The organism is Marinomonas vulgaris (genome assembly GCF_018145875.1).
Taxonomy (GTDB): Bacteria; Pseudomonadota; Gammaproteobacteria; order Pseudomonadales; family Marinomonadaceae; genus Marinomonas; species Marinomonas vulgaris.
Map to the genome: position 1 here is coordinate 63975 of NZ_JAGSSV010000004.1, position 17241 is coordinate 81215.

General features: G+C 48.1%; 16 protein-coding genes. 12 read left to right on the top strand and 4 right to left on the bottom strand.

What is annotated here, in order from left to right; all coding sequences use genetic code 11:
- Positions 1–5 precede the first annotated feature (5 nt).
- Genes J9B83_RS04950 through J9B83_RS04975 form a run of 6 tightly spaced genes read left to right on the top strand, consistent with a single transcriptional unit; the run spans position 6 to position 5472 of the window.
- Positions 6–1175 (top strand): cobalt-precorrin-5B (C(1))-methyltransferase, encoded by a 1170-nt coding sequence (locus J9B83_RS04950; RefSeq protein ID WP_211535633.1) that lies wholly within the window; start codon positions 6–8, stop codon positions 1173–1175.
- Complete coding sequence (locus J9B83_RS04955) at positions 1175–1975, top strand: precorrin-6A/cobalt-precorrin-6A reductase (RefSeq protein ID WP_211535634.1); 801 nt, start codon at positions 1175–1177, stop codon at positions 1973–1975. The genes J9B83_RS04950 and J9B83_RS04955 overlap by 1 nt, the downstream gene beginning before the upstream one ends.
- Positions 1972–2637: a precorrin-8X methylmutase gene (locus tag J9B83_RS04960; protein ID WP_211535635.1), complete on the top strand. Its 666-nt coding sequence runs from the start codon at positions 1972–1974 to the stop codon at positions 2635–2637. Before J9B83_RS04955 ends, J9B83_RS04960 begins: the two co-directional genes overlap by 4 nt.
- A 20-nt stretch (positions 2638–2657) precedes the next feature.
- Entirely contained in the window at positions 2658–3953 is a 1296-nt protein-coding gene (gene cbiE / locus J9B83_RS04965) for a precorrin-6y C5,15-methyltransferase (decarboxylating) subunit CbiE (protein ID WP_211535636.1), read from the top strand.
- Positions 3950–4690, top strand: a complete 741-nt coding sequence (gene cobI / locus J9B83_RS04970) for a precorrin-2 C(20)-methyltransferase (RefSeq protein ID WP_211535637.1) — start codon at positions 3950–3952, stop codon at positions 4688–4690. The genes cbiE and cobI overlap by 4 nt, the downstream gene beginning before the upstream one ends.
- Positions 4687–5472, top strand: coding sequence for a cobalamin biosynthesis protein (locus J9B83_RS04975; protein ID WP_211535638.1), 786 nt, complete (start codon positions 4687–4689; stop codon positions 5470–5472). The genes cobI and J9B83_RS04975 overlap by 4 nt, the downstream gene beginning before the upstream one ends.
- A gap of 86 nt (positions 5473–5558) precedes the next feature.
- Here the strand turns inward: J9B83_RS04975 and J9B83_RS04980 are convergent, their stop codons facing one another.
- Positions 5559–6740: a murein transglycosylase domain-containing protein gene (locus J9B83_RS04980; protein ID WP_211535639.1), complete on the bottom strand. Its 1182-nt coding sequence runs from the start codon at positions 6738–6740 to the stop codon at positions 5559–5561.
- Between the two features lie 53 nt (positions 6741–6793).
- A complete protein-coding gene (locus J9B83_RS04985; RefSeq protein ID WP_211535640.1) occupies positions 6794–8983 on the bottom strand; it encodes an OsmC domain/YcaO domain-containing protein in 2190 nt (729 codons plus the stop codon).
- Positions 8984–9235: 252 nt separating this feature from the next.
- On the opposite strand from J9B83_RS04985, the gene J9B83_RS04990 reads away from it, so the two are divergent.
- Together J9B83_RS04990 and J9B83_RS04995 are read left to right on the top strand one after the other, a co-directional pair.
- Positions 9236–10327 carry an amidohydrolase family protein gene (locus J9B83_RS04990; RefSeq protein ID WP_211535641.1) on the top strand — a complete coding sequence of 364 codons (1092 nt, stop codon included), beginning with the start codon at positions 9236–9238 and terminating at the stop codon, positions 10325–10327.
- Positions 10318–10614 (top strand): YkgJ family cysteine cluster protein, encoded by a 297-nt coding sequence (locus tag J9B83_RS04995; RefSeq protein ID WP_236037122.1) that lies wholly within the window; start codon positions 10318–10320, stop codon positions 10612–10614. Before J9B83_RS04990 ends, J9B83_RS04995 begins: the two co-directional genes overlap by 10 nt.
- A gap of 54 nt (positions 10615–10668) precedes the next feature.
- Here the strand turns inward: J9B83_RS04995 and J9B83_RS05000 are convergent, their stop codons facing one another.
- The gene (locus tag J9B83_RS05000; RefSeq protein WP_211535642.1) at positions 10669–11052 is read right to left on the bottom strand and encodes a VOC family protein; all 384 of its coding nucleotides are present in this window, start codon (positions 11050–11052) and stop codon (positions 10669–10671) included.
- Positions 11053–11168: 116 nt separating this feature from the next.
- On the opposite strand from J9B83_RS05000, the gene J9B83_RS05005 reads away from it, so the two are divergent.
- The gene (locus J9B83_RS05005; protein WP_211535643.1) at positions 11169–11507 is read left to right on the top strand and encodes a thioredoxin family protein; all 339 of its coding nucleotides are present in this window, start codon (positions 11169–11171) and stop codon (positions 11505–11507) included.
- Here the strand turns inward: J9B83_RS05005 and J9B83_RS05010 are convergent.
- Positions 11497–11757, bottom strand: coding sequence for a hypothetical protein (locus J9B83_RS05010; RefSeq protein ID WP_211535644.1), 261 nt, complete (start codon positions 11755–11757; stop codon positions 11497–11499). The two genes, J9B83_RS05005 and J9B83_RS05010, sit on opposite strands and share 11 nt — an antisense overlap.
- A 273-nt stretch (positions 11758–12030) precedes the next feature.
- Here J9B83_RS05010 and J9B83_RS05015 point away from each other — a divergent pair, with 273 nt between their 5' ends.
- The 3 genes from J9B83_RS05015 (at position 12031) to J9B83_RS05025 (ending at position 17117) form a co-directional block, all read left to right on the top strand.
- Entirely contained in the window at positions 12031–13308 is a 1278-nt protein-coding gene (locus J9B83_RS05015) for a hemolysin family protein (RefSeq protein WP_211535645.1), read from the top strand.
- A gap of 90 nt (positions 13309–13398) precedes the next feature.
- Positions 13399–14982, top strand: coding sequence for an ABC-F family ATPase (locus tag J9B83_RS05020; protein WP_211535646.1), 1584 nt, complete (start codon positions 13399–13401; stop codon positions 14980–14982).
- A 233-nt stretch (positions 14983–15215) separates the two neighbouring features.
- Positions 15216–17117: a PhoX family protein gene (locus J9B83_RS05025; protein ID WP_211535647.1), complete on the top strand. Its 1902-nt coding sequence runs from the start codon at positions 15216–15218 to the stop codon at positions 17115–17117.
- The last annotated feature ends 124 nt before the right edge of the window (positions 17118–17241 follow it).

Consider the following 17241-nt stretch of genomic DNA (forward strand, 5'->3'; position numbering starts at 1 on the left):
TACTCATGTGGCCTGAAAGCGCAGAAACGCCCGCCCCATTACGCAGTGGTTTAACCACAGGTACCTGCGCAACCGCCTGTTGCGTGGCAGCGGCTCAGGCGCTCTTTGCCGATCAACAAATGACCACGGTAAGTGTGACCTTGCCCAAAGGTAAAATCGTCGAATTGCCTATTATCTTGTATCAACCGCTTGACGATTCACAGCTTAAAAAAGCCATAAAAACAGCGACTATTAAAGACGCCGGCGATGACCCCGATGCCACTCACGGCGCAACGGTGTTTGTTGAACTTCGTCTGGCGGCAGAAAAAGGCGTGCGTTTTCATGCGGCAGAAGGGGTAGGAACTGTGACGCGCACGGGTTTATTACTGGACGTTGGCGAACCGGCGATTAACCCCGTACCGCGCAAAATGATGACTGAACACTTAGAAGGTTTCGCTGCCACCTACGGGTATCAAGGTGGCTTTGACGTGTCGGTGGGCGTGGTGAATGGCGAACAGATCGCACAAAAAACCATGAATCCTCGGCTTGGCATTGTAGGTGGTTTGTCGATTTTAGGCACTACGGGCATAGTGCGACCATTTTCGTGCGCGGCGTATATTGCCTCGATTCATCAGGGTATCGACGTGGCACGATCGAATAAATTAACGCATTTGGCCGCCACCACAGGCAACGCCAGTGAAGACGCCATTAAGCGCCATTATCAGCTCGATGACATGGCGCTGATTGAAATGGGGGATTTTGTTGGCGCTGTGTTGAAGCACATTCGAAAAGTTGAGCAGGCCCATTCGATTCAGTTACACAAGCTCAGCCTCTGCGGCGGCTTCGGGAAAATCAGCAAGCTTGCTCAACATCATATGGATCTAAACAGCCGAGTATCGAGTATTGATCTGGGGGCGTTGGCTGAATTGGCCGCCTGCTTAGGCGCAAGCGTTGAACTGCAAGCACGCATGAGCCACGCCAACACCAGCGTGGAAGCGCTTGCTTTTGCTCTAGAGGAAGCCATACCGCTGGCCGATGCCGTGTGTCAGCAAGCTTGCGACTTTGCACGGCAATACATTCCAGCGCACATGGCGTTAGAGGTGTGGGCGATTGATCGAAAAGGGCGTTTTGTGGGCTTTGCAACCGACCGTCAGCCAAAAGACAGCGAATTAAAAAACGGCCAGGAGTCAGATTAATGAAAGTATTATTGCTCGGTGGCACCGCCGATGCGCGACGTTTGGTCGATGCTTTACACAAAGACGGGTTACACCAAACCGGTTTGCAGGTCATTTATAGCCTAGCGGGCTTGGTTCGTATTCCCAAAGTGGACTGTCAGCTTGTGGTCGGCGGTTTTACGCAATTTGGTGGTTTAGCAACCTATTTACGAGACAACGACATTGGCGCTATCCTCGATGTAACCCACCCTTATGCCCAAACCATGAGCCAAAAAGCCGTCGATGCCGCTTGTGCAGTGGGCATTCTTTGCTGGCGTTTTCATCGTCCTGCTTGGGAAAAAGAAGCGCAAGACAATTGGACAGAATACAACACCGACGAGGATGTTTTAGCACAGCTTTCCCATTACCGAGTGCCGTTATTAAGTGCAGGTCAAATGAGTGAAGACTTACTTGAAAAGATTATCCAATTACCCAGTATTAAGCGTGCTGTATGGCGAACGGCTGTGGCTCCGACATTTTCTATGCCAGATAACATCACGTGGATAAAAGCCATTGGGCCGTTTTCCTTAGACGATGAACGCCAGTTGTTAATAGAACAGGGCATTGATGTGATCGTCACCAAGAACAGCGGCGGCCAAGCCACGTTCGCCAAATTAGAGGCCGCCCGTGCCTTGTCGATTCCCGTATTGTTACAGCGTCGTCCGGTGTTGCCAGCGGCGGATCGAGAATTCAGTGACCTAGAAACCTGCCTGCAAGCCTGTTTAGCGGCTTGGGGCTCGGCTTCTCTTCGTCAACGCCAACAAAAAGACAGTCAACAATGATAAAAACAGACATAACCACCCGCCATTATCAATACGAAAACAACCCGCAAGCCATCGAGCAAGACAGCTTTCGTCAAATTCGCGCTTTAACCGATTTGTCGGCGTGGAGCCAAGATCAGCAGCAAGTGGTCATGCGCATCGTGCACAGCCTAGGCTTGCCTGATGTGGCCACTCAAGTGCGTTTTAGCGCCAATGCGACTCAAGCTGGGCGAGAGGCGTTAGCGAACCATAAAGCGATTTTGTGCGATGTGGAAATGGTGAAACAAGGCGTGACCAAACGCATGATCACGAAAGAGCCTTTGTGTTTTTTGAACGACCCACGCACAGCGAATCTTGCGAAACAACAGGGCGAGACTCGCTCTATGGCGGCGTTGAATTTGTGGCAAAACGATCTCGCGGGTAGCGTGGTGTTGATCGGTAATGCTCCGACAGCCTTGTTTCGTTTGTTGGAAATGATTGAACAGGGCGCTCCTAAGCCAGCGTTAATTATCGGCATGCCGGTTGGTTTTGTTGGCGCGGCTGAATCGAAAGACGCCCTGTGGCAGGCCCATGAAAAGTTAGGGGTTGAGTGCATCACCTTACTGGGACGAATGGGCGGCAGCGCGGTCACTTCGGCCAGTTGCAACGCCTTATTGCGCTGTAATCTGGGTGAATATTATTAATGATTCTCAAGGGTGAAAGCATGAAAATTCATGTCATCGGCCTTGGGGTCAATGAACACGCCAACCTAGATGCGATGGTACAGGCTGTGTTGGCCAGTTTGTCTGCTCAAGACATAGTACTGGGTGCGCCTCGCCAGCACGAAACCTTGGTGGAGCATAAACATCAGGCGCAATCTTGTGATTTGCCTAAGCTGAGTGAGTTGGACAACCATTTTGCTCAGTGGCATCAAGAAGGGGTTCGACAGGTAGTGGTGTTGGCGTCGGGCGACCCTTTATTTTATGGCATTGGCGCTTGGCTTAAACGCACCTTTGCGGCAGAGAACCTGTGCTTTTATCCGAATGTGTCTAGCGTGCAAGTGGCGTGTCATCGTTTAGGTTTATCTTTGCAAGACGTGCAAGTGGTGAGTTTGCATGGTCGTCCATTGGCGACGTTGCGTCGGTATTTGCAATCCAACAAAACGCTGGTGCTACTGACCGACCAACACAGCCAACCCCATCATATTGCACAAGAATGCGTGCAAGCGGGTTTGGGTGAAAGTGAGTTATCGGTCTGTGAAGCCTTGGGTTATGAGCAAGAAAAAGTACGCTCTTTTTTGGTTAAAACCTTGCTTGATGAGACATTCGACTTCGATCCGCTCAATGTTGTGGTGGTAAAAACCAGTTCGCAGAAGTCATTTTATCCCAGCTCGGTGGGCATTCCTGATGGATCTTTCGTGACCGACAAGGGCGAAGGAAAGGGCATGATTACCAAGCGCGAAGTGCGGTTGGCGATTTTGTCGTACATGACTATCGAGCAAGGCGATACGGTGTGGGACATAGGTGCGGGCTGTGGCGGCGTGAGCGTAGAATTCGCCTATTGGCATCCGCGTAGTCAGATTGTCGCCATTGAACATCACCCTGAGCGTTTAGCCTGTTTGGCGGCGAACCAAGATCGTTTTGGCGTTATGCAGAATTTGTCGATCGTGTCAGGTCGAGCGCCAGAGGTCTTTGCCGATGTACTTGCCAATCAAAAGTATCGTCCTAATAAGGTTTTTATCGGCGGCAGCGACGGTGAACTGGCGCAGCTAATGGCACAAGTCTGGGCGCTATTGCCCCTTGGCGGTGGCTTGATGGTCAGCGCGGTGACCGAGGACACCAAATATCAGGTGATGCAATTTGCGCAAACACGCGAAAGCGCCCAAGACGCCGAGGAACAAAGCCTGCAAGTAGCCGTTGCCAAAGGCGAGCGGTTGGCAGGGCAGCGCGTATTTCGCCCTAATCTGCCTGTGACACTTCATCATTTTATCAAGACAAACCATAAGGAAAACGCACAATGAGTGCCTCTGTGACAGTACAAAAAACAGGTCGATTCATTGGTGTGGGCGTTGGCCCCGGTGATCCTGAATTGATCACCTTAAAAGCCTTGCGCCTGATTCAAAGAGCGTCTGTGGTGAGTTATCTTGCCAATGCAGAAGGAGGCTCTCAAGCTAAGAATATTGCCGTGGAAGCCTTTGATGGTGTCACCCACGAACAAACGCATATTGCTATTGTGATGCCCATGTCGACCGATCGCTCCCAAGCGAATGAAGCCTATGATGGCGGTGCCAAGGCCATTGCCGCTGAGTTGGACAATGGGCGTGATGTGGTGTTTTTATGCGAAGGCGACCCATTATTTTTCGGCTCTTTTGCCTATCTATTAGAGCGCTTGGAAGGCAATTTTGAATGCCAAGTGGTGCCGGGTGTGTCGTCTATTAATGCCGCGTCGTCCGCATTGAATCATCCATTGACCGTGTTGAAAGAATCCTTTGCTGTGGTCAGTGGTCGTCATTCTGCAGCGCAAATTGATACCGCTTTAGAACAGCATGACAGCGTGGTGATTATGAAAGCGGGTCGGGCGCGCCCTCGTATTCTTGCCGCGCTGCGCAAAACCAATCGTGTGCAAGACGCCAAATATTTAGAATACATTGGCCGCGACAACGAGCGCATTGTGCGTGATGTCACCACCTTGGAAGACAAAGCGGGACCGTACTTTTCTTTGTTTGTGGTGACGAAAAGCGAGCGAGGCACACGGTGATACGCATTATTGCCCTGACGCCCGCAGGTCATCAACTTGCTCAACGTATAGAAGCTAACTATTGTCACCTTAACGGGCTAGAAGCCAAAGTAGATTACAAGCCAAAGCCGTTTGCTGAATCCGTGCAGGCAGCGTTTCAACGGGGCGAGCGTTTGGTGTTTATTTGTGCTACCGGCATCGTAATGCGCACCTTGGCGCCGGTGATTGCCAGCAAGTATCAAGACCCGCCTGTTTTGGTTTTAGACGAAGAAGGTAAATTTGTGATTCCGCTGTTATCCGGCCATGAAGGCGGCGCCAATGAGTGGGGCGCACAAGTGGCGAGTCATCTTGGCGCACAATTGGTGGTGACCACAGCCAAGCCTTACCTGAACCCTGTTTATACTTTGGGAATGGGTTGCGAACGAGATTGTCCATTAGACTTTTTAGAATCTCTGATGCTCGATGCGTTAGCGCAAAAAAACCTTACTCCAGCCGACATTCAGTCACTCAATAGCATCGACATCAAAGCAGACGAAACCCACTTAATCGCCTTAGCGGAAAAATACCACTGGCCTTTTCAGACTTACAGTACTGAGCAACTTACTCCGATGGAACCCCTGCTGAGCACGCGATCTGACTATGTTTATAAGACAGTTGGTGTCTACGGCGTGGCCGAATCCGCCGCTCTGCTAGCAGCTCACAAAGTGGCTAGCAAAACAAACGACACAGAACCAGAATTGATACTAAATAAAATCAAAAACGCCAAAGCAACCTGTGCTTTGGCGAGAGGGTTTGCTGGTTAAATAAGAAAAAAGGCATTACGACGAGGTAGGCGGAAGTTTCGAGGAAGAATGCCTTTTTTTAGGTCGCTGAAAAAGGCAAGGATGGGTTACTCATAGTTCTTTTTCGCTTTGGTGACTTTTTCTAAATAATATTGTGATTCCGCTCTTGGGTGGTCGTAGCGCAGTTTTCGGTAGACTTCGCTGGTGGAGGTTCTGTTCAGTTTGCTCATGGCGGTGGTGCGGTTGCTGTCGAAGGTTTTGAGTACGTTGCCCGTGCCGCCATTGTAAGCAGAGATCATCGAGTATTCTTGGCTGAGCTTGTTGTTAACTTTGGCGAGGTAGCGGGTTTGCAGTATGTATAGGTAGGCGCTACCGATGTCGATGTTTTGCTCAGGGGAAAAGAGCACATCTTTAGTGGGTTGGCCGGATTTTTTCTTCACTAAATTGTACACATCTTTGCCGGCGGTGGCGGGTACGACTTGCATTAATCCATAGGCGTTAGCGGGGCTTACAGCGTAAGGGTTGAACGAGCTTTCTGTTTCTATGATGCCGTAAATCAGTGCGGGCGACAGGTTATAACGATTCGCCGCGGCGATCACATAGTCGCTGTATTTTTCTTGACGCAAATGCTGATGCTGTTCGACCAAATTAAACTGTACCGAGTACACGGTTTTGCCATTTTCTTGGCTGGTTTTCAGCCGATTTGCTACTAGGTATTTGGCGTAACGTTCGGCGCGCCAGCGATATTTTACCAACTTACCGTCGTGATCCATGACTTGTGGGTACAAAAAAGGCACGCCATCCACATCGGGTGCTGAACTGGAAAATATATCTGTTTTGCTTGGATCAGAAGTGGTGAGCAATGTGGTGGTCACCGCGTCCACTAAAGCGTCTCTTGAGCCATTGGTGGTTAAGGTTTCAACCTGAACGGTGCCGCCGTCAAAATCCACTATGGTTCTGGCTTGGTAATTGTTGGTGTATTTTACGTACTGTTTTTTGGCTGGTAACGCGGCGTTGTTTTTGCCCCAGCGTTGGTTCACTTCGTCACCAAGATTGCGATATAGGGTGCGAATCATCTTGATATCGGCGTTGATGAAGCTTTGGGTGATTTTTGCTTGTTTGGCGATTGCCTTGAGGTCGTCTAGATCGTCGGCACTTTTCACCTGATCAGACAATTGATTTACGGACTCGACTGAGTCGAACGACAGCAAAGACTGGCAGCCGGTTAATGTGAGCAATAGAAAACTCGCCGTGAGCGTGGCGGTGGTTCGAGTTTTTATCATTAACATGTTTAAAGTTACCTGTCTTTTTTGTCGTTCTGTTAAAAGTTAATCTAGTGTTGCTAGCTTGTCTGTATAGATGCCTTTCGCGCTTGATGCAGTTTTTTGTAGCTTTCTATTAAACGCAAATGAGGTTCTATGCCTTCTAGTGCCATGCTGGTTTTGCTTAATCCGTAGAAGCGAACTGTGCCGTTAACGGAGCCGACCACGTTATTCATTACTTGATCGCCAAACATACGGCGGAAGTTGTGAATAAAGTCGTCCAGTTCTAATTCGTCATCTAGGGTGACTTCTAGCACCGCGCTCATGGCTTGATAAAACAGACCGCGCTCGACGGTATTGTCGTTGAATTGTAAGAATTCACCGACCAGTTCCATGGCGTCTTCGTGTGCTCCCAAGGCCAGATAGCTGAGGATTTTCAGTTCCATAATCGTGAGTTGACCCCACACAGTGTTTTCATCGAAAACGATGCCGATCAGCGTTGGGATATCGGTGTAGTTATCCAGCTGGCTCTCTTCAAGACGATTGACTAGGTCTGTCAGCTGTTCGTCGTCTAGAATATGGAGATTGAGAATGTCTTCACGGTAGTCCAGCGCCTTGTTAGTGTTGTCCCAAACAAGGTCTTCTACTGGATACACTTCGGAGTAATCCGGCACCAGAATACGACACGCCGATGCGCCCAGCTCGGTAAACTCTGCCACGTACACTTCTTTGCCCATCTCTTCGAGAATGCCAAACAGTGCGGCGGCTTCTTCTTCGTTACTGCCAGAAAAGTCCCATTCGCAGAATTCGTAGTCGTGTTTGCTGCTAAAGAAGCGCCACGAAATGACGCCCGTTGAGTCGATAAAATGCTCGACGAAGTTTTCCGGCTCGCTCACCGCCATGCTGTTAAAGGTCGGCTTGGGAACGTCGTTTAGACCTTCGAAACTGCGACCCTGCATGAGTTCCGTCAAGCTGCGTTCAAGAGCTACTTCAAGGCTTGGGTGTGCACCAAAAGACGCAAACACACCGCCGGTTTTAGGGTTCATCAAGGTGACATTCATTACGGGAAATTGGCCGCCAAGAGAGGCGTCTTTGACGACAATCGGGAAGCCTTGAGCTTCAAGCCCTTGAATACCGGCGAGGATATTGGGGTATTTTTCCAGCACCGACATGGGCACATCAGGTAAGACGATTTCTTCTTCGATGATTTGGCGTTTTACGGCGCGCTCAAAAATCTCTGACAAGCATTGTACGTGGGCTTCTTGCAAATTATTGCCCGCGCTCATGCCGTTGCTAAGAAATAAGTTTTCGATCAAGTTCGATGGAAAATACACGGTTTCGCCATCGGAATGACGCGTGTAGGGAATCGCACAAATACCCCGTTCGGCGTTGCCTGAGTTGGTATCGATCAGGTGCGAGCCAAAAAGTTCGTCGTCAGGGTTGTAAATATCGAGGCAGTAATCGTCTAACAAACCCGCTGGTAAGGCGTCGTCGTCTTCGAGGAGAAACCATTTTTCGCTTGGGTAATGCACGAAATCGCTGTTGGCAATCTCGGTGCCGAAGAATTGGTCGTTGTAGAAAAAATTATTGCTCAAGCGTTCGATAAATTCACCGAGGGCAGAACACAAGGCGCTTTCTTTGGTGGCACCTTTGCCGTTGGTGAAACACATGGGCGAGGCCGCATCACGAATGTGCAGCGACCAGACGTTGGGGACGATGTTGCGCCACGAGGAGATTTCGATCTTCATACCAAGATCGGCCAGCATGGCGGTCATGTTGGCGATGGTTTGTTCGACCGGTAAGTCTTTGCCCAAAATAAAGGTGCTTGAAGCGCCATCGGGTTGGCCCATGAGCATGGCATTGGCATCGGCGTTTAAATTGGCGACGGCGTCGATTTTGAATTCAGGGCCAGTCTGCACGACTTTTTTGACCGTACAACGGTCGATCGAGCGTAAAATGCCGGTTCGGTCTTTTTCGGATAAGTCGTCAGGCAATTCGACTTGAATCTGAAAAATCTGATTGTAACGGTCTTCAGGATCGACAATGTTGTTTTGCGACAGGCGAATGTTATCGGTAGAGATGTCGCGAGATTTACAGTACACCTTAACGAAGTACGCTGCACATAACGCCGAAGAGGCGAGGAAATAATCGAATGGACTGGGGGCTGAGCCGTCGCCTTTGTAACGAATAGGCTGGTCGGCGGTGACCGTAAAATCATCAAACTTGGCTTCCAGTCTGAGATTGTCGAGAAAGTTAACATTGATTTCCATTGAATAGTATTTCCACAAAATTGGCGATGGTGCGGCTCATGAGTTTGAGTGCGATGGTGTGTCATGAGTTGGTAAAGACAATTATCGGTGATAGGTGGGGGCCGAGTAAAATCAAATCGCTGTTTGTTAACGGTTTTAAACAAAAACACCAAAAGACACATTGAGCCACAATAGCGGTTTACAGACATCGATCTATGCTTTGTAATGGGTTTTTAGCTGCGTATGTGCAGCATTGATGAGGGATCTTGGGTTATGGGGCGTTATTTGTGTGTTGCCATCTTGGCATCGGTGTTTACTAGCGGATGCGCTTTTTCAGACGACGTGTCGGAGCATCGCTCTTTGGCGTCGTTTAAGGGTGAATCGGCTTGTTATGACCGAAAAACGGAACCTTACACCGCCGTGGTAGACACGCATTTGCACTATCGCCCTTTTGATGGTCGCGCTATCCCGTTTAACGAAATGAACGATTATCTGTCTCGTACTACGGTGCGGTTCGCTAATGTGTATGGCATCGGCCAGATGTTGCCGTCGAACTCCAGTTGTTCCAATTATTTAAAATGTCCTGGCACGCCGGTGGCGCCAACCACCCGCAACGATTTTGTCAACGCGGCTAATATGATCGAGCATAAACCAGAAGGATTGCATCTTACCTTGTCGATGACCTTTACGGATTTGTCTAACCCTGAACCGACGGTCGCGCTGATGGAGTTTTACGACAAAGAATACCCAGGGCTATTTCATTGGATGGGTGAAGTGAACTTGGTGAAACAGGCGCAATTTTTTAATCGTCACCAAGCCGCAACGCCCAAAGACATCACCAAATGGGAAGGTTTTATGGCGCAATTACGCTTGAGAAACGACCCCATCACCATTCATTCGGATTTAGGCAATGACGATGACCCCACGATGTATTTGCCCCTGATGGAAAGGGCGCTGGCTTTGTATCCAGATAACAAAATTGTGTGGGCGCACATGGGGATGTCTCACGAATTGACGACCATGAAGGCGACTCAGCACATTGGGATTATGTCGCGCTTATTAGACGCCTATCCGAATCTCATGATCGATATTTCATGGCGTATTTTGGACGATTATTACTTTAGTAAACGAGGCAATCAGGATTTGTACGTGGCCTTTATGAATGACTATTCCGAGCGTATTTTGCCTGGTTCGGACTTTGTTGCTTTTCGGGGTAATAATTTTCATGTGTATCAGCAAGAGCTAAATGCGACGAGTCGTATTCATCAGTTCTTGGACGACAACGCGTTTCGGAATATTGCCCTTGGGCAGAACTATTTTGACCTACTCAAACTGGATTATCAGGCACCACAAATATGCCCATGACCATCGCGTTAAAAGACGTTAGTGCGGTCGAAGTGACTTGCTCAAACTGTCAGGCCTGTTGTTGTCGGTTGGAGGTGATGATCATCACCGATACGGGTGTGCCAGACAAACACATTTCAGTCGACGAGTGGGGCGGCGAAACCATGTTACGCCTCGAGGATGGGTGGTGTTCTGCGGTGGACAGAGATACTTTTCGCTGCACGATTTATGAGAATCGCCCATGGATTTGTCGAGAGTTTGAAATGGGGTCAGATGAATGCAAAGACGAATTTAATGTAATTCGGTAATAAGCCTCATCCGGTGTGTCGGCACGACGTACCGGATGAGGTGTCACAAATTGGTTATTCAGTGACCGGACAAAGGACACAAATTTTATTACCAGAAGGATCTCTTAAATACGCTAGGTAAAGCTTCATTCGGCCTAGGTCACGAACGCCCGGCGCGTCTTCACAAGCCGTGCCGCCACTTTCAAGTCCTGCTTTATGCCAAGCGTCGGCCATTTCTGGTGTGGCGGCAGAAAAACCAATGGTTGAACCGTTTCCATGTGTAGCCGCTTCGCCGTTGAGTGGCTTGGTGATCATAAACAAGCCAGTATCGGTTTGGTTAATATATCGACCTTTGCGATCAATCGTGCCTGCTTTGTAACCCAAGGCTTTAAAGGTAGCGTCGTAAAATGTTTGCGATGCTTGAAGGTCGTTGGCGCCTAGCATAATGTGACTGAACATAGTGGCTTATCCTTACTCTTAGCGAGCGTATTAAAATGATTCGTTATTATTGTCATTGAGCGTCTTGTTATCGCACAGGACCAAGCTTTATTCAAATACAAAAAAGAGGCAAAAAGATGCAAGCCATGAGTATGGGATTTAACGAAGAATACGCCGAAGACGCGCCCAGTATTGACGAGGTGACGGCCTTAGCAGGCGTAGCTGTGCTGGAGTTCGGTGCGCCTTGGTGCGGTCATTGTCAGGCGGCGAGTGCGGCGATAAAAGCGGTGTTGTCTCAGTACCCTGAACAGGTGCACATTAAAGTTTTTGATGGCAAAGGCAAGCGTTTGGGGCGACAGTTTGGCGTCAAATTGTGGCCAACCTTGATTTTATTAAAAGAGGGAGAAGAAATAGGACGGTTAGTGCGTTGTACCACGGAACAAGAAGTGAGGGATTTGTTGGCGCTTACGCCATAATATCGATGATGCTGCCGAGGGTTTTGTCGTATGAGCCCAGTACCTTGGCATTGGCTTGCGCTTCGGTCACGCTGCTGTTGGCGTCGAGTAGACCATTGCGAATATCGGCGTCTGTATTTGTCATTTCGTTGGCTTGATTCGCCCTTGGCAAAGACGCACTGGCAACCTGCTGGCTCGCCTGATCCAACTTTTGCTGACTGCGTTGTAAGCCTTGCTGGCTATAGGTAAGTGCCGAATTGTTAATTTGCATAAAATGACTCTTATTGACGAATAAAAACAGCATACCATTGATGTGTGCTCTTTTCGATCGAAGACTGTTAAAGCCGATCGAAGTCTGTGTTGAATGCTTTTTTGCAACGTCTATTTGCGTTGTTAAAAGATCAGAAAATAACCATTGTATCCATGTGACTTCCTCTTATAATGCGCCTACTTTTATGAGGTGCTGACGGCAGCACTTCTCTTCTTAATCCGCTCTCCTTGAATAGAGTGTCAATTCAGCCCAATGCGGCAAAGTGGTATCAAAATGAGTGATGTTTTCAGTATCGGCTTTTTAATCATTGCTGGTGCTTTATTTGCCATGTCTGAAATCGGCATGGCCGCAGCGCGAAAAATAAAGTTGCGAGTGTTGGCAGACGAGGGCAATGTCAAAGCCTTAGCCGTACTAAAGTTACAGCAAAAGCCGGGCGCGTTTTTTGCGATGATTCAAATCGCACTGAATGCGATTGCGATTTTGGGCGGTATTATTGGTGAACAAACACTCACGCCTTACATCAAGCAAGTGGTGATTTTGGTGTATTCCGGCCCTTTGTTAGAGCAAATCAGTTTTGTGTTGTCGTTTTTGAGCCTTACTTCTTTGTTTATTTTGTTTGCGGATTTACTGCCAAAACGTTTGGCCATTATTATGCCCGAAGCTGTGGCGATTCGAATGGTCACGCCCATGCTGTGGGTGACCTTTTTATTAACGCCCGTGGTGTTCTTGTTCAACGGCCTTACCAATATGATTTTACGTTTGTTTAATGTGCCAATTGAGCGTGAAGAAATTGTCACTACAGAAGACATTGTTGCCATGATGGACGCGGGCGCGGAGGATGGCAGTTTACAAAGTCAGGAATATCAATTAATCGGCAATGTGTTCGAGCTCGAAACACGCAATATCGCCAGCACCATGACGCCACGTGATCAGATTATTTATTTTGATATTGATGATAGCAGCGAAGAGATCAGCCAGAAAATCATCGATCATCCACACAATGACTTTTTAGTGTGTAATGGCAGTTTGGATAAAATTGAAGGGATTATCGAGTCGAAAGAAATTCTACGTTTGGTGTTAAAAGGCGAGAAGGCGCAAATTAAGCCAGAGAAAGTCGATAAGGAAGTGTTTTATTTACCGGAGACACTCACTCTGTCGGAAGCACTAAACGCGTTTCGCGTCGCGCCGCAGGCTTTTGCGGTGATCGTTAATGAATACGCCACCATTGTGGGCATTGTGACGGTGAAAGATCTACTCGGTGGCTTTATGGGCGGCTTGCTAACGCCACACGACGAGGAACAAATTGTACAGCGCGACGAAAGCTCTTGGTTGATTGAAGGGTTAACGCCAATTAACGATGTGATGCGCCGCCTTGATATTGAAGAGTTCCCCGATCGTAGCCAGTACGAAACTTTGGGCGGTTTTATTACTTATAGCCTGAAACGCTTGCCAAAACGCACGGATTTTTTTGTCCATGAGGGCTATAAATTCGAAGTGTTGGATTTGGAAGGGGTTCGCGTTGAGCAACTTTTAGTGACCAAACTCAAATAAGCCGGGGTCAATCCTCGACTTTTCGGCGCTAAATCACTATATTCGCCCCACTTTATGTTTATACTTTTTTTCTTTTTTTAAGGCTTTCTTTTGATTTCCACGGCAAATATCACCATGCAATTTGGCGCAACGCCATTGTTCGAAAACATCTCAGCAAAATTTGGTAACGGTAATCGTTATGGCCTAATTGGCGCTAACGGCTGTGGCAAATCCACCTTTATGAAAATCTTGAGCGGTGCGCTTACACCAACGTCTGGCAATGTGTCGATTACGCCGGGTGAAAAAGTCGGTACTTTGAGCCAAGACCAGTTTGCGTTTGAAGAATACACCGTGGTGGATGCTGTGATCATGGGCGATGTGGCCCTTTGGAAAGTCAAACAAGAACGCGATGCGATCTATGCCAAGCCAGAAATGAGCGAAGAAGACGGCATGCGCGCGGGTGAATTGGAAGCCGAGTTTGCTGAAATGGACGGCTACAGTGCAGAAAGTCGCGCTGGCGATATTTTGCTTGAAGCTGGCATCGAAGAAGCGTTTCACTTTGGTTTAATGAGTCAAGTTGCGCCAGGTTGGAAATTGCGTGTGTTATTGGCGCAGGCGTTGTTTGCTAATCCGGATATTTTGTTACTTGATGAGCCTACCAACAACCTAGACATCCATACGATCAATTGGTTAGCTGGTGTATTGAATCAGCGTAAATGCACCATGATCATTATTTCCCATGACCGTCACTTTTTGAATTCTGTGTGTACTCACATGGCAGACATCGATTTTGGTGAGCTGCGTATTTATCCGGGTAACTATGAATATTTCATGGAAGCCTCGTCTTTGATTCGTGAACAGCAGTTGATTGAAAACGCGAAGAAAAGTGCCGAAATGGACGATCTTCAGGCGTTTGTTAACCGCTTTTCTGCCAATGCTTCAAAAGCCAAACAAGCCAGCTCTCGGGCGAAAAAGTTAGAGAAAATCGAGTTGTCGGAAGTTAAACAGTCAAGCCGTATGACACCGTCGTTGAACTTCAAGCAAGACAAAAAATTGCATCGTCATGCCCTGATTTTGGAAGATTTAGGTCACGGTTACGATGAACTTTTGTTTTCTGGTGGCGACATGATTCTGGAAGCGGGTTCGCGTTTGGCGATCATCGGTGAAAACGGCGCGGGGAAAACCACCTTTTTGCGTTGCCTAATGAGCGAGTTAGAAGCTAAGCAAGGTGAAATCAAATGGGCGGAAAACGCGGTCATTGGTTATTGCCCTCAGGACAGTACGAAGGATTTTGACTGTGATCTGACCCTGTTCGATTGGATGTCTAAATGGCGTACCGTCAAGCATGACGATCTAAAAGTCCGCGCCATGTTGGGTCGCTTGTTGTTTACTGCCGATGACTTCAACAAAAAAGTACGCGTTTGCTCTGGTGGTGAAAAGAACCGCCTGTTGTTTGGCAAATTGATGATGGCCGATTTAAATGTACTGGTCATGGACGAACCGACCAACCACATGGACATGGAAGCGATCGAAGCGTTAAACAACGCGTTGATGGATTTTGACGGCACGCTGATTTTCGTCAGCCATGACCGTGCTTTTGTGTCTTCCTTGGCAAACCGTGTGATTGAAATCAAAGGCCAGAAAGTCATCGACTTCCAAGGCACTTACGATGAGTACCTTGCTCACCAAGGTTAATCATCGAATTTATTTTATTCGCTGTATCAAACCGCTGATAACGTTATGTTGTCAGCGGTTTTTTTATTTCAACGTTCTGCCATTTAACTGCCATCTCATTGTAATCGCAATGTCATCTTGTACCAGTAAATTCTTCTGCAGCTTCCTTTTGCAGGGGGGAGCAATTGACTCGTATTTCATACAAAAAATTCAGCCATTCGTTGGCTCTCTCTTAAAGATAATAGGGCAGTGTTATGAGCATTAAAGTGCATGCAAAATTAGGTTTTGATGAATTAGATGAATTGGTCCGTCCAGCACCCGAAGTGGTTGAATTTGAGCAAGTGGCGAACAAAATGGTTTCTCGTCGTGGCTTTTTAGGTGGCGGTGCGGCCGTTGGTGCCGGCGCTTTCGTGATGGGGTCTACTACTTTAGCGGCAAGTAACGCCTTGGCAGCGGGCAGCTCAGAGTCTCGTCTTGCTTTTGACATGGTGAAAGCCAACTCACTGGACACCATTACAGTACCAACCGGTTATAAGTGGGACCTAGTGGCATCTTGGGGTGACCCACTGTTCAGCAATGCGCCAGCTTTTAATGGCATGACCGGTGGTTCTGGTGCGTCTCAAGAATTGGCGTTTGGCGATCACAACGACGGTATGGCGTTTTTTGCTAAAAACGGTAAGCAAGTATTGGCAGTGAACAACGAGTACACCAATGAATTTACGCTTCATCCAAATCGTGATGGCGGTATGCCAACCACAGCGGATGATGTGCGCAAAAACAAAGCCGCGCACGGTGTGTCTATTGTGGAAATCGATCAACGCGGTGGCAAATGGGGCATTGTTCAAGATTCGCCTTACAACCGTCGTATTACCGCCGACACAGAAATGGACATTACTGGGCCTGCTCGTGGTCACAAGTGGATGCAAACCTCTGAAGACCCTAAAGGTCTTGTGGCAAAAGGTACTTGGAACAACTGTGGTAATGGCCAAACCCCTTGGGGCACTTACCTGACGTGTGAAGAGAACTTCAATGGTTACTTCACCGCCAATGATAAGAATTATGTGATGCCAGACGCTTTTAAACGCTACGGTATCAGCACGGAAGGACGTTATAATTGGGCGATGGCAGACAGCCGCTTCGACCTTGTTAAAGAGCCGAATGAGCCAAACCGCTTTGGTTATGTGGTAGAGATCGATCCGATGGATCCTACTTCTCGTCCAAAAAAGCGTACGGCACTCGGTCGTTTTAAACACGAAAACGCTGAGGTAACCATTGCGTCAAATGGCCATGTTGTGGTGTATTTAGGCGATGATGAGCGCGGTGAGTTCTTGTACCGTTTTGTGTCTAAACACAAGTATTTAGCCGGTGGTAATAACCTAGATTTATTGGAAGAGGGCACCTTGTATGTGGCTAAATTCCACGATAATAATCGCGGCGAATGGTTGCCATTGACACCTAAAACTACCGGTATGACAGACGCAGAAATTGCGATTCATACTCGTATGGCGGCGTCTAAAGTGGGCGCGACGACCATGGATCGTCCTGAGTGGGTGGCTGCTCATCCTCATAAAGCAGAAGTGTATTGTTCATTGACGAATAACAAAAACCGCGGCGTAAAACCAAACGCGGGTGGTGATGCAACGCCAGCCTCTGGTGTGAATCCTCGTGTGAAAAACAACTTCGGACAAATCGTGCGTTGGATGCCAATGAGTGGCGATCATACTCATACGGAATTCAAATGGGATTTATTTGTCTTGGCGGGTAACCCAGCCGTATATGACGATGCCTACGCTGGTTCTAGCAATTTGAATCAAGACAACATGTTCAACTCACCAGATGGTTTGAAATTCGACTCGAAGGGACTGTTGTGGATTCAAACCGACGGCAACTACTCAAACGAGAAAGAATTTAAAGGCCAAGGTAATAACCAAATGTTGGTGGGCGATCCTGAAACTGGTGAAATTCGTCGTTTCCTTGTGGGGCCAAAAGAGTGTGAAATTACCGGTGCGGCATGGAATGCTAGCCGCACGACTATGTTTATTAGTGTTCAGCATCCTGGTGAAAAAGGTAACTCCCATTGGCCAAATGGCGGTATGACTGTACCGCGTTCCAGTGTGATTGCTATTTCTCGTGAAGACGGTGCTGTAATCGGGTAACTTTCCTACAACAGAGTATGTTTCAAAGCTGGCACGATGCATCGTGCCAGCTTTTTCGTTTATGCGTCTTAGCAAACGAAATAACTGTGCGGTTTTTATGGTATATCGAGGTTTTAAGGGCGAA

Bases quoted from the DNA above. Each gene is read 5' to 3' on its own strand.
- J9B83_RS04950 (WP_211535633.1), top strand. From the start codon at position 6: ATGTGGCCTGAAAGCGCAGAAACGCCCGCCCCATTACGCAGTGGTTTA.
- J9B83_RS04955 (WP_211535634.1), top strand. From the start codon at position 1,175: ATGAAAGTATTATTGCTCGGTGGCACCGCCGATGCGCGACGTTTGGTC.
- J9B83_RS04960 (WP_211535635.1), top strand. From the start codon at position 1,972: ATGATAAAAACAGACATAACCACCCGCCATTATCAATACGAAAACAAC.
- cbiE (WP_211535636.1), top strand. From the start codon at position 2,658: ATGAAAATTCATGTCATCGGCCTTGGGGTCAATGAACACGCCAACCTA.
- cobI (WP_211535637.1), top strand. From the start codon at position 3,950: ATGAGTGCCTCTGTGACAGTACAAAAAACAGGTCGATTCATTGGTGTG.
- J9B83_RS04980 (WP_211535639.1), bottom strand. From the start codon at position 6,740: ATGTTAATGATAAAAACTCGAACCACCGCCACGCTCACGGCGAGTTTT.
- J9B83_RS04985 (WP_211535640.1), bottom strand. From the start codon at position 8,983: ATGGAAATCAATGTTAACTTTCTCGACAATCTCAGACTGGAAGCCAAG.
- J9B83_RS04990 (WP_211535641.1), top strand. From the start codon at position 9,236: ATGGGGCGTTATTTGTGTGTTGCCATCTTGGCATCGGTGTTTACTAGC.
- J9B83_RS04995 (WP_236037122.1), top strand. From the start codon at position 10,318: ATGCCCATGACCATCGCGTTAAAAGACGTTAGTGCGGTCGAAGTGACT.
- J9B83_RS05000 (WP_211535642.1), bottom strand. From the start codon at position 11,052: ATGTTCAGTCACATTATGCTAGGCGCCAACGACCTTCAAGCATCGCAA.
- J9B83_RS05005 (WP_211535643.1), top strand. From the start codon at position 11,169: ATGCAAGCCATGAGTATGGGATTTAACGAAGAATACGCCGAAGACGCG.
- J9B83_RS05010 (WP_211535644.1), bottom strand. From the start codon at position 11,757: ATGCAAATTAACAATTCGGCACTTACCTATAGCCAGCAAGGCTTACAA.
- J9B83_RS05015 (WP_211535645.1), top strand. From the start codon at position 12,031: ATGAGTGATGTTTTCAGTATCGGCTTTTTAATCATTGCTGGTGCTTTA.
- J9B83_RS05025 (WP_211535647.1), top strand. From the start codon at position 15,216: ATGAGCATTAAAGTGCATGCAAAATTAGGTTTTGATGAATTAGATGAA.